The organism is Streptomyces sp. NPDC102259 (assembly GCF_044766465.1).
In the GTDB taxonomy this organism is placed as follows: domain Bacteria; phylum Actinomycetota; class Actinomycetes; order Streptomycetales; family Streptomycetaceae; genus Streptomyces.
Window position 1 is genome coordinate 313,849 of record NZ_JBIWMA010000004.1, and the last position, 12,083, is coordinate 325,931.

Sequence of the window (12,083 nt, forward strand, 5' to 3'; positions counted from 1 at the left end):
CGTTCGGTGCGATTCCGGACACATGGGTGCGACATGTAGACCCAGGTGTCTGAAAAGACAACGCGGCGGCGGCCATCGGCGTCAAGCGGAACTACTTAACGAAGTAGCAACATCACACTCCGCTTAGCGGGTGAAGACGCATGGAGACCACGGGGAGACGTTGAAAAGACCCGGGCAGGGAACCAGCCGACGAGTGGGCAAGAAGTCGCACGACCAAGGCCGTTCCCGGCGGGTCGTGATCCCGCCGGCCTCCCTTCCGACCAGGGGAACGCCTCCGCCACCACGAAGAAGACGAGCGGGCAGTTCGCGTTCACCTCGACCGGGCCGGCAGCCGGGCGGGCGAGGGACGCCAGCGGCCCCGACATCGACCCTGACCAGCGGAATTGCCGCTTCCGGCGCTGTTGCCAAGTGGTGACGGAGCGACGATTGATCACCTGTGAAATCCAGGTGAAGATGAGGACACCGCGAGCCGCCGGGGGGACAAGCAGGACCGGCGGGCGGTCACTTCGCCGCCGTCAGCACGGCGCGCCCTTGTTGATTCCTTGGGGGGATCCATCATGTCCGTTCGTTCCGTCGCCGCCCGCCGCCTCCGCACCGTGGCCGCGACCGCCGTCGTCACCGCTGTCGCCGGCACCGCCTTCGTCCCGGCCACCGCTGTCGCCGCCGACAAGGCGGGGGAACACGCGCTGAAGATGACGCTCGGCGCGCCCGCCCCCGCGGGCCCGCTCAAGCGCGGCGGGGCGACGGAGTCGATGATCCTCACGGTCGCCAACTCCTCCGACAAGGCACAGGACTTCTCGGCCTGGCTGCCGGGTGAGCCCGACGGCCCGAGCCCGGTGCTGAAGGACTCCATCGTCTTCGACGTGACCGCGATCGACGCGCCCGCGACCAAGTCGGAGGTCGGGCGCCAGGACGGCCTCTTCCAGGGGCTGTTCTTCCCGGCCACCGGGAACGCGGCGTCCACCTTCTCCATCCCGGCGAAGACCGAGTACACCTGGAAGGTCACGGTCGGCCTCGGCGCCTCCTACCCCACCAACGACGGTGACTTCACCCTCACCGCCGGCCGGCTCATCGGCGACACCGACGACGAGCCGTCCCGCAACACCCAGGTCTTCAAGATCGACCCGGCGATCACACCCGGCAAGCTGAACGTGGCCTGGGAGCAGAAGACCGGCGCCGTCGCCCGGCCCGGTCAGCGTGCCGAGCTGGTGCTGAACGCCACGGCCACCGGCCCCGGCGAGTTCCCCGCCGAGCTGCGGCGCACCGTGTCGGCCCAGGAGTTCCGGGAGGGCGCCGGCCACCCCGACTTCGTCCTGGAGGCCGAGGTCGGCGGCAAGATCGTGAAGCTCAAGGAGTTCAACGACAGCGAGTGGGAACTCCCTGCCATAGCCAAGGGCTTCGGCGCCTCCGCGGGCACTGACAGCGTCAAGCTGTACCTCTCCCTGGGTGCGAAGAGCGACATCAAGAAGGACACCGTCGTCCCGTTGCAGGCGCTGTTCTCCATGGGCGACACCTGGGGGTTCAACGGCGCCAAGACCCAGGTGAAGGCCGGCCCGGCGGTGGTCACCGCGCCGAGCGGTACGCCGTCCACGACGCCGTCCGCCTCCACGTCCGCTTCGGCCTCGGCCTCCCCGTCGACGTCCGCGTCCGCCTCCAGCTCCGCGGCCACCACCACGGGCGGGACGACCGGCGGCACCACGAACACCACGAGCGCGACCGGCTCGCTCGCCGCCACCGGTTCGGGCGGCGCCGGCCTCTACGGCGCCCTCGCGGCCGCCCTGCTGGCCGTCGGCGGTGCGGCGGCCTGGTTCGGCACGCGTCGTCGCCGGACGACCCGCGCCTGATCACGACAGACACGCCAGACACGACAGACACGACAGGCACGGCCAAGGGGCCCGGAGGCATGCGCCTCCGGGCCCCTTGGCCGTCCTCTCCGACTTCCGTGCCGTCGTCGGGTCAGCGCGCCCCGGGGTCGTACTTCTTCAACGAGGCCTGGACCTCGGCGGCGTACGCGCCCTCCCACCACGGGACCGTCTCGACCAGCACCGGCTTGGTGCCGGAGGCGAGGACGAGGGCCCGGCCGGGCGGCATCGCGCCGAGGTCGGAGACCTGGAGGACGCGTTCGCGGCGCGTGGACTCGCTGATCGCGCGGTTGCCGGACCAGCCGCCGAACTCCGACTCACGGCTGGTCTGGTACTCCCGCAGCTCGAACTCGCCGGCCAGCTCGCTCAGGTCGCCCAGGAAGCGGGTGTCCGAGACGCCACCGCCGTAGACACGGACGTTCGCGGCGGACCACAGCTTCTCCATGCCGCGCTCGCCCCACACCTCGATGCCCTGCGCCCAGGACTGGAGGATCGTCATCAGGATGATCCCGCGCGAGCCGTAGTGCGAGTACAGGTCGGGCAGGGTCCGCCAGCGGCACACGTTGGCCGCCTCGTCGAGGACTCCGACGAGGGGCAGCGGAAGGCGTCCGCCGCGCTGGGTGGTGGCGTACTCCTCGGCCGCCTCGACGACGGCCACGGTCAGCGCGGTCACCAGCGGACCGGCGGAGTCGCGCCCCTCCCGGCTCAGCGAGTACAGGGTGCCGCCGCCACGGACGAACGCGTGCGGGTCGAACTCCCCCGCGTACTCGTCGGCGGGCGGTGTGACCCATCGGTTGACCTCGGGATTGACCAGGCAGGAAGCCATCTGCTGGGCGACGCCGTAGATGCCGCTGCGCTGCTTGTCGGGTGCGTTGATCACGCCGGCCAGCCCGTCCGCGGACATGGCGTGTCCGGCGCCGCGCAGGATCCGCTCCGGGGCGTCGTCCTTGGGGTTGGACAGCCAGGTGTAGATCTGGGTGATCGGCGCCTTGGCGCAGGCGGCGGCGAGCAGCAGGTTGGCGAGCAGGTCCTGGCCGGCCGGGTCGAAGAAGGCGTCGGTGGAGGCGTTGGCGTCCCGCGAGCCGCTGGCGAAGTGGTCGGCCATCTTGCGGGCCTTGGCCACGTCGGTGACGTACGACAGCGGGTTCCACCACCAGCTGGGCTCCTCCTGCGCGACCTGCTGCGGGTCGAACACCCACACCGGGCCGCGCGCGGTCCGCGGACCGCGGGTCGCGTCCACGATGTCGCGCTTGTTGGAGGTGACGAGGACGGCGCCGGGCCCGTCCAGGATGGCGGGAATGGCGCGCCGGGTCGTCTTGCCGGTCCGCGGGCCCCAGATGTCGACGTGCATGTCCTCGTACGACCCGTACAGCGGCTGACGCCCCTTGACGGACCGTCCGATGAACACGCCGGGCGTGCTCGACCGCACCCCGAGGCGCTCGGCGGTGGCGGCCGCGCCCTTCATGGTCAGCTTGCCGAGCTCCTCGCCCTTCGCGAGGTGCCGGGCGGCGCCGTCCACCTTGGGCTTGTTCCTGAACCGCTCCCGCACCCGGTAGGCGACCAGGCCGAGGATCCCGGCCACCACCGCCTCGCCGGCCGCGACGGCGCTGGCCGCCGAACCCGGCCAGCTGTAGTCGCCCTTGATCACCTCGACGAGGAACGTCAGCGGGTTGCCGGCCGGCGCCGGCGCGTCGGCGTACCCGGCCCCGACCTTCGCCGCCAGCCAGGCACCGGCGCCGACGAGGAGCACGACCGCGACGGCGATGACGATCTCGAAGGTCCAGTCGTCCTCGGCGCGGGGTTTCTTCTGCTGTTCTGCGGTCACCCGCGGGTCCGTCCTTCCTGGACTTCCTGGCCTGTTGTGGGGATCGGCCGGGTGCCGGTCAGGCCTTCGTCGCCAGGAAGGCGAAGAGGCCGTCGTCGGCGGGGATGAGTGTGTAGCCGTTCGTGGTGAATTGCGTGGGTACGTTCGTCCCTTGGGGAAGCACGCCGATCAGGCTCTTCGTCGCCATGGACAGGGCTCCCTGGTCGGACTCGAGCTCCGCGAACAGCACGCCGCCCGTCGTCACCGCGACCGGCCGGATCTCCTTCTCGTCGGCCTCCTGTCGCCACAGCTCGGCACCGGTCGCGGTGTTCCAGGCCACCGCTTCCCCGGCGAAGTCGACGACGGCGGTCTTGCCGTCGGGGGAGACCACGGGGACGTCGACCTGGTCGAACTCCTTGAGCGTGGTGCGCGGACCGACGGCCAGGGTGGCTCCGGTGCGCAGGTCGACGGTGGTGATCATCGCGTCGTTGGAGCCGCTCGCCGACCAGACGAGGATTCCCCGATCACCCTGGAGGGCGTAGAGCTCGGCATCCGGTTCCTCGTCGTCCTCGATCTGCGCGACGACGTCCGCAGGCGGGGTGAGGTCCGTCGTGGTCCAGAGGGACTTGCCCGTGCCGCGGTCGATCACCGACAGGGGTTCGTTCCTGCCGTCGCCCTCGACCATGTATCCCTGTCCGGTGCCGATGGGATCGGCCTCGGCGAACTTCGCGGGGAGCACGAGGTCCTTGCCGCCACCGATGGGCGCCAGCGTGCGGTCCTCGTCATCCCCGCCGGGCAGCAGCACATGCCCCCGGATGACGGGGAGGCCCGCTTGCTCCTCGTCGGTGTAGGTGGAGCTGCCAAGCTTCGTGCCGCTGGGCGCGTACATGGTGTACACGGTCTTCACCGCGGCCTTCTTCAGACCGCTGGCCTCGGTGTTCTCGCAGCTGCGGATCAGCACGGCCGGAGAGCCGTCCTTCCAGGTGCCCACCTGGACCTGGATGTCGCGGCCGGGCGCGTCACTCACGGACGGGTCGTACGTGCACTCGACGGTGAAGGCCTTGCGCTCCTTGCCGGTCGCCGCGTCGTAGAGGTGGCCTACGAAGTGCGCTGTCTGCGGCTCCGACTCGCCCTCCGCGACCGGCGCGGACAGGTCCTCGACCAGGAGGAAGGCGTCGCCGACCGCGCAGATGCCGTCCTGCCCCTGTTTGTCGGACGCGCGAGAGGCATCGCCGGCACACCACTGGGAGGCATCGGTCTTCTGGGCAAGACTCCACGCGGGCTTCGCCGAGAGCCCGGGGATCGGGTCGCCCGGGTAGGCGGGCGACTTGGCCGTGGTCGCCGACGCGTCCGGGGAGGCCGATCCCGTCGCGTCCGTGCCCGCCGACTCGTCACCGCCTCCACAGCCGGTGAGAAGTCCCAGGGACAGCACGGTACCGGTGATGAGAGCGGTACGTGGTTTCGTCAACTTCCTTGCTCCATAAGGTGAGATACGACAGGAGGCGCGCGCCGGGCCTCAGGCGCCCGCGGTGTTGTTCGTGCCGTCGCCCTCGACGGCGTTCGTGCCCTGCGGGATCGGGACGCGGTAGACGCCGGTGATCTCGGCCTGGTAGTCCCAGGTGCTGAACTCGACCGACTTCCCCGGGCGAGGGGCGTGGAGGATCTTGTGCCCCTTGGCGTCCCAGACCAGCCCGACATGGCTCGACCTGCCGCCGCCCTCCGGCCCGAAGAAGATCACGTCACCGGGCTGGGCCTCGGACAGATCCACCTTGTACTTGCTCAGGTAGGGCTGCTGCGAGTACGTCGTACTGCCGATGTCGATCTTTCCGTTGCTGGCCATGTAGTACGCCCACTGGGTGAAGCTCGAGCAGTCGAAGCTGGTGGGGTTCTGGCCCTGGAGGCGCGGGGCGCCATAGACGTACGGGGTGCCGATGCCACGTTGGGCCCAGCCGAGGACCGCGCGGATCACCGGGTCGTCGGAGTCGGGGATGACACCGGAGGCACCGGCGCCGTCGGGAGCGACGGCCGCGCCGCCGTTGCCCTCGGCGCACTGGGCGTACTGGGCGTCCCTGCTCTGCTCCTCGGAGCCGGGGACCGTGCCGTAGTCGGGGTTTCCGGTGACCCGGCCGTCCATCCAGGCCTTCGGGTCGACCATCCCGGGGCCTTGGTCCTGACCGCCGACGAACGGGTTGTCCACGCCGGGGACCCGGACCTCCCAGTGCAGGTGGGGTCCGGTGACGTTACCGGTGGCGCCGACCGTGCCGATCTGCTGACCGCGCTTGACGCTGTCGCCGACGGACACCTTGATCGTGGTCTGGTGCGCGTAGAGCGTGATGACGCCGTCCGCGTGCTGGATCTCCGTCTCGTTGCCGTACGAACCGCCCGGGCCTGCGTGGACGACCTTGCCGTCGGCCGGGGCGTAGATCGGCGTACCCGAGGTGGCCACGAGATCGAGGCCGGTGTGGTAGCCGAGGCTCCACATGCTGCCGTTCTGGTGGTAGGGCGTACCCAGCGAGTAGGTGCCCTCCTTCATGGGCCACTGCCAGTCCTTGCCGCCCACCACGGTGGGCTGCTTGGCCTTGGGGAAGGCGACGGTCGTCACGCTCGCCGTACCCGTCGTGTTCGTGAGGCCCGTGGTGTACGCCGCCGGCGCCATGGCGGTGACGGTCTCGCCGTCGTCGTCCATCGGCGGGGTGGACCAGGAGCGGGCCGGAGACGAGGCGATGCTGAGGGCCTTGCCGGGCTGGGCGTCGTTGCCGACCGGCTCCGGGATGTCCGACTGCTGCCCGAGAGTCGGGAAGTCGGGGTTCTTCTCGACCGTCTCCTTCAGGTGCGCGTACCAGCGCTCGATGAGGTCCTGGTCACCGGTGAGCACCCCGCGGTACCGGGCGGCCTGGGTGAGGACGACTCTCGGGTAGATCGTGTTGGAGGCCGTGGAACCGGAGTAGTTCTGAAGCGCCTTGAAGGGCTCGGTCTCGGCCTTCTTGGCGTGCAGGAACTTGGCGGCCGCCCAGGCCGCGTCGTCGATGTTGTAGAGGTCCTTCTTGCCGTCGTCGTTGCCATCGGAGCCGTAGTCCTGCCAGGCCGGGGTGCCGAACTGAAGGATGCCCATGTAGCCGAGCGAGTTCTTGCCACCGGGCGCGGCCGACTTGTCCTGGCCGTACTTGGTCTCCTGGTACATCTGACCGGCGATGAGTGTCCAGTCGAGGCCGTCGTAGTTGGCGGCGGCGCGCATCGCGGCGAGGATCATCTTCGGCGGTATCTCCGCGCGCGCGGTCGCGCTCGGCATGTACATCTTGCCGGCCGGCATGATCGGGTTGGTGGCGGCGGCATCACCGGTGTTGCCGGCGTTGGCGTTGTCGGCGTAGTCACCGCAGGCCGCGTTCGTCGCGCCATTGCCCACGCCGCCGACCATGCTGCCGACGAGCAGCAGGACCAGGAAGATCACGGACGCGGCGGCCAGACCGCCACCGCCGCCGATGATCATCCACCACTTGAAGGTCTTGTCCTTCTTCTTGCCGCCGTCGCCGTTCTGGCCTCCCCCGGACCCGGCCGCGTGCTGCCCCGCCTTCTTGGCGGACTTGGCGACCTTCGCGGCCTTCGCCGCGGCCGCGAGTACAGCGGGTGCCACCATGTCCGGCTCACTCCCCTGCGTCTTCGGAGGTCCCGACGTTGCCGAGACCGAAGACATCGAAGCCGGACACCTCCCACTGACCGCCGTCCTCCTTGACGGTCACCAGCCACTCGTTCTCCTCCGTAGAGGACTGGCCGCCGGAGGTGTGCGTGACGGTCACCTTCACCAGGCTGGATATGGTCCGGCCGCTGTCGCGCACCACGTCGTCGGCTATCACCGCGTCACGCTCGACGACCGCCGCGCCCTTGGACGAGCACTCCTCGGCCTGGCAGGTCGCCCACTCCTTGCCGGACGGCAGTACGGTCGTCTGCTTCATCTGTGTGTCGCCGGTGGTGAGGGCGAGCAGCGGGGCGCCCCAGGCGGCTGCCTTGCTCGTGTGATCGTAGGTGGTGAGCCCGGCCATGTACTTCGCCATGACGGCATGGGCCTTGGCCACTTCGGCAGGCTCGACGATGGGTGTGGCGCCGTTGCCGGCCGCATCGGAGCCCGAAGAACCCGAGTCGGCGTCGGCACCGTTGCGACCGTCGGAAGTGGCGGTCGGCGCCGCGTCCGCGCCGCCGCTGTCATCGTCGTCACCGTCGAAGACGGTGAACATCGTCAGCACGAGAATCAACAAAGCGCCGAGCACGACCAGAGGCAGTAGTGCCGTGCGCTTGTTCTCGGCAGGCAACTCCACGTTCCCGCGCCTCCCTTGTGATGGGCCGGTAACGGCGGTCGACGGGTGACCGGGACACGGTAGGTGGCGGTGGCGCGGCGAAGCCCCGCGTTTTCCCGGTGGGGAAAGAACCGGGAATGGCCGGGCCGGGGTCCCGGGAAAGGAAGACGTTCCGCCGCGGTCGCGAACGAAGGACTCTCACTCCGAACGCGGCTCCACGGGCAGCGGATCGAACGGGTAGGCCGTGTGCCCGTCCTTGGGTGAACAGGCCGCGAACGGCCCCGAGTCGGCGTCCATCAGGACCCGCAGATGCGGATCGGCATGGTGCAGCCACCACGTCGACATGCCGAGCGCCGGGTCCTGGCGCAGATGCTCCCAGGCCAGCCAGAGCGCCGACAGCCGGGCACCGGCCTCGGGGTGCTCCCACCACTTCGGGCACCAGGTGGCCGAAGTGCCGTTGACACGGCGGCGGATCAACTGGGCGAGGTAGTCGGAGACGAAGACGAAGACGTCCGCAAAGTAGAACTCCGGCTCGGTGCCGACCTCGTCGGTGCTTGTCATCGTTGTCCTCATCGGTCGGTCTGTAGCGGTGGCGTGATCAGGTCAGGAAAATACCGAGCAACAAGAGCACCACCACGATCGCCCCCATCACGATGCGCGCCGTCGGATCCTCGCGTTCCCACAGGTCGTGGACGACCGTCCAGCCGCTCATCCGTGCGGCGCGCCCCCCTTGGAGGCGGGCGACCACCCCCTCCTGCTCCTCGCCCTCTTCCTCGCCGACCGTCGGCGCCGACTCGGGATCCTCGTCGAAACCGACCGGCATCCCCTGCTGCTCCTGCGCCACCAGGACTATCTGCTCGAGGAGTTCGGGAATCGTGTTCGGCGTGAGCGGATAGGCGAAGGTCCCGTACGGCGTCTGAACGCACAGGCTGGCCTGCCAGGGGTTGCCGGGCTCATAGCCGTCCACCCAGGCGTGCTCGGCCTGGAAGACCTGCGGGGCGGCCTGGGCCGGCTGCGGGGCCGGGGCCGGTGCGGTAGCGGGCGCAGGGGTGGGGACAGGGGCGGGGACAGGCGCAGAGGGAGCGGCAGCGGCAGGGACCTGCTGGACCGGCGGGGCCTGCTGAGGGATCTCCCAGGTGCGCGGGTCGGGCTGCTCCGGGGGTTGCGGCTGCTGCGGGTGCCCGTTGTGGTCGGTCAACTCTCGTCCTTCGCCGGGTCCGTCGGGTCCAAGGGGTGGTGCCGGGTGGCGGTAGCCGAGTAGCGGTAGCCGGGCACCTCGGGCACACGTGCCCAGCGCATTGTGGGCCCAGGGCGGCCCGGTACGGCACGCCACCTTCCCGTCGTGTCCCTGACAGTTTTCCCGACCGGTTTCCTCATGGACACGGCATCGGGAATTCCCGCAGTCCCGGCGAGGAAAGCGGCACCGGTCCGGTGACAGGTCTTTGTCACACTGCCAAGCGCACCTGGCCGGGCCAGGGCCCGTCGTGCGGTGCGGTCGTGAACCCGCCCAGGCGGACGGGGAACCGACTCGCTGGAGTAACCGACTCGATGACAGACCACAACAGCCCTGCTGGCGCGGTCGGCGGAGGCCAGCCTTCCGGGCAGCCCGGGTCCTTCGGTCCTTCCCAGCAGCCGCCGCAGCAGGCGTGGCAGGGGCAAGGCCAGCAGGCGCCCACCCCGCAGCAGGCCCCGCAGCAGCCGCAGCCGCTTCCCTCCGACGCGGCCCGCGCTCAGGTCGCCGCCGCCTGGGTGCGCAGCACGCCCCGGGCCGGCCAGGCCGCCGTCCCGTCGCTGCCGCCGCGTGAGACGCGGCCCCAGGGCGAGTCGAAGAAGGAGAAGCGCGAGCGCGAGCGGGCGGCGCGCAAGGCGGCGTACGAGCAGAAGAAGGCGGAGAAGGAGCAGCGCAAGCGGGGCGGTACGGCGACGGCCGCCACCGCCGCCGCGCCGGCGCCCACGCCCACGCCTACCGCCCAGTACTCCCCCCAGCACGGCCACCAGGCCCCCGCCCACAGCTCTTCCACGATGCCGCCCAGGGCCACGGCGGCCCCGACCACGGGCGCGAGCGCCCCGGCCGCGGGCGCGAGCGCCCCGGGTGCAGCCACCCCCGGCCAGGCCACCCTGAAGCCCGCCCCCGCGCGTGACTTCGACGTGCCCAAGCCCGGCGGCCGTATCCCCGGCGGCGGACGCCGCACGCACGTCGCGCTCCGCGCCACCCTGCTGATCACGACCTGCGTGTTCGCGCTGGGCTCGTGCGGCGTGATGGGACTGGTGATCGGCAAGTCGTCCGGGTCCACCACCGCGGGGCTGGACGCGTCGGACGCCACCCGGTACCGCCTCACCGAGTTCCCCACCGAGCAGGCGGCGGCCTTCGCCGAGCAGTACGCGCAGCTCTGCATGACGTTCTCCCCCGACACCTCGTCCACCCGCCGCACCGACCTCGCCCGCTACTCCTCCGCCGGTGTCGACCCCGAGTGCGGCTGGAGCGGTGAGGGCACCAGCACGGCCGTCTCCGTCACCTGGGACGGCACCGCCGAGAAGCTTCCCGAGTACGGTGACCACGGCCGCTACCTGGGCGTGCAGGTCCGGACGGACGACGGCACGCTCACCACGCTCACCGTCCCCGTTTATGTGCAGGACCTCAAGACGGGCGAGGGCATGCGCATCGCCGGCGATGTCGGCCAGATGCCGTTGCCGGCGCGTGCGGACGTGCCGGAGGTCGACCAGAGCGACGAGGTCGTGGACGACGCCCTCTCCACGCAGCTCCAGCAGAAGGTGCTGCCCGGCTACTTCGCGGCCTGGGGTGCCTCCGACACGACCGCGATGTCCCGCTTCATCACGCCCGACGCGACGCTGACGGCCACTACCGGCCTCTCCGGACGCCTGACGAACCCGGAGATCGGCACCGTCGTCGCGCTCGTGCCGTCAAGCGTCCAGGACACGGACCCCTACGCCTACGGCGTCGGGCAGGACGTCCAGGTGCGCGTGGCCGTCGACTGGAGCGACGCGAAGGGCGTCGCCGTGCGCCGCGCGTACCGGATGACGATCGTGAACACGGCCCAGGGCTGGTTCATCAAAGACGTCCGGGGCGGTGTGCTCGACGAGCAGGGCGGTCGGGCCGACAGCGACGACACCGACAGCGTCCCCGCGACGGGGAGCCCCTCCCCGTCCGCACCGGCCTCCCCTTCCACGTCCGCCCAGTCGCCCAAGGGCACGCCGCAACCCGGCAAGTCCTGACCGGGACCGCGCCGCTCCCACCCCCCACCTCTTACTACCGCTCAACCACCGAGAGGAATCACCATGTACCTGGCCGCCGGTACCACGCTGACGGACATGTTCGACAAGATCGAGGAAATCCTCCGCAACGCAGGCACCATGGTCGCCGTCATCGCTCTGCTCGTCCTCGGCATCCGCATGCTGATGTCGATGAAGCGCGGCGACGGGATGCGCGAGGCCTTCCAGGGCTTCGGCATGATCGCGCTCGCCGCCCTGATCATCGGTGGCGCCAGCGGCCTCGCAGGCGTGCTCATCGGCCTCGGCACGGAGATCGGCGGCGGCAACTGACCGACCGCTCGGACATTGCTCGACAGTCCATCAGTTCTCGTCCCTATCAGGGGAGTTCGCAGACATGAGCCAGGAGGCGCCGGAGCCGCTGGTCGCGTACGACCACACCGATCTGGTCAACCGCCCCAAGCGGATCTGGAACTGGGGCAACATCCCGCTGCCGGGCCTGCTGCTGCCCGCGCTGGGCGCGGCCTTCGGCTTCGGGCTGATCTGGCTCATCGCTCTGTTTACGATGTCGGCGTTCCTGCCGTTCCTCGGCATGTCGATGTGGACGTCGATCCTCTACTTCGGGCCTCCGTTCGCCGTCTATTTCGTCTGGGGACGGCCGTTGCCCTCGGCGCTCACGCTGAGCCAGCAGATCGTGGTGTGGACCGACTGGTGGTTCCAGCCCAAGCGTCTCCAGGGCCTCGCCGCCGACCAGGAGCCGGAAGAGCTGCACTGGCAGGTCATCCTCTTCACTCCCGGTTCGTCCCGCTGGCAGTCCCGCTACGAGGCCGCACGCCGGGCCGCCGCCGAACGCGGCAGCGCGTTCTCCACCTACCGCTGAACCTCTACACGTCAACTACC

The 12,083-nt window shown here is 70.3% G+C and carries 10 protein-coding genes; 4 read left to right on the forward strand and 6 right to left on the reverse strand.

What is annotated here, in order from left to right; translation table 11 throughout:
- Positions 1–557 precede the first annotated feature (557 nt).
- Entirely contained in the window at positions 558–1,844 is a 1,287-nt protein-coding gene (locus tag ACIRPU_RS13280) for a hypothetical protein (RefSeq protein ID WP_403865798.1), read from the forward strand.
- A gap of 112 nt (positions 1,845–1,956) precedes the next feature.
- Here ACIRPU_RS13280 and ACIRPU_RS13285 read toward each other — a convergent pair whose 3' ends face one another.
- From ACIRPU_RS13285 to ACIRPU_RS13310, 6 genes are all read right to left on the reverse strand, one after another.
- A complete protein-coding gene (locus ACIRPU_RS13285) occupies positions 1,957–3,687 on the reverse strand; it encodes a TraM recognition domain-containing protein (protein WP_355702563.1) in 1,731 nt (576 codons plus the stop codon).
- Positions 3,688–3,745: 58 nt separating this feature from the next.
- Positions 3,746–5,134 (reverse strand): PQQ-binding-like beta-propeller repeat protein, encoded by a 1,389-nt coding sequence (locus ACIRPU_RS13290; RefSeq protein ID WP_403865802.1) that lies wholly within the window; start codon positions 5,132–5,134, stop codon positions 3,746–3,748.
- Positions 5,135–5,182: 48 nt separating this feature from the next.
- Positions 5,183–7,300: a peptidoglycan DD-metalloendopeptidase family protein gene (locus ACIRPU_RS13295; protein WP_403865805.1), complete on the reverse strand. Its 2,118-nt coding sequence runs from the start codon at positions 7,298–7,300 to the stop codon at positions 5,183–5,185.
- Between the two features lie 7 nt (positions 7,301–7,307).
- A complete protein-coding gene (locus tag ACIRPU_RS13300) occupies positions 7,308–7,976 on the reverse strand; it encodes a hypothetical protein (protein ID WP_403865808.1) in 669 nt (222 codons plus the stop codon).
- A gap of 177 nt (positions 7,977–8,153) precedes the next feature.
- Positions 8,154–8,516, reverse strand: a complete 363-nt coding sequence (locus tag ACIRPU_RS13305) for a DUF4913 domain-containing protein (RefSeq protein WP_403865811.1) — start codon at positions 8,514–8,516, stop codon at positions 8,154–8,156.
- Positions 8,517–8,553: 37 nt separating this feature from the next.
- Complete coding sequence (locus ACIRPU_RS13310; protein ID WP_403865814.1) at positions 8,554–9,153, reverse strand: hypothetical protein; 600 nt, start codon at positions 9,151–9,153, stop codon at positions 8,554–8,556.
- Positions 9,154–9,503: 350 nt separating this feature from the next.
- Between ACIRPU_RS13310 and ACIRPU_RS13315 the strand changes: the two genes are divergently transcribed.
- The 3 genes from ACIRPU_RS13315 (at position 9,504) to ACIRPU_RS13325 (ending at position 12,063) form a co-directional block, all read left to right on the forward strand.
- On the forward strand, positions 9,504–11,189 hold the full coding sequence (locus ACIRPU_RS13315) for a conjugal transfer protein (RefSeq protein WP_403865817.1): 1,686 nt from the start codon (positions 9,504–9,506) through the stop codon (positions 11,187–11,189).
- Positions 11,190–11,252: 63 nt separating this feature from the next.
- Entirely contained in the window at positions 11,253–11,516 is a 264-nt protein-coding gene (locus tag ACIRPU_RS13320) for a TrbC/VirB2 family protein (protein WP_142265350.1), read from the forward strand.
- Positions 11,517–11,580: 64 nt separating this feature from the next.
- Positions 11,581–12,063 (forward strand): hypothetical protein, encoded by a 483-nt coding sequence (locus ACIRPU_RS13325; RefSeq protein ID WP_142265349.1) that lies wholly within the window; start codon positions 11,581–11,583, stop codon positions 12,061–12,063.
- Positions 12,064–12,083 lie beyond the last annotated feature (20 nt).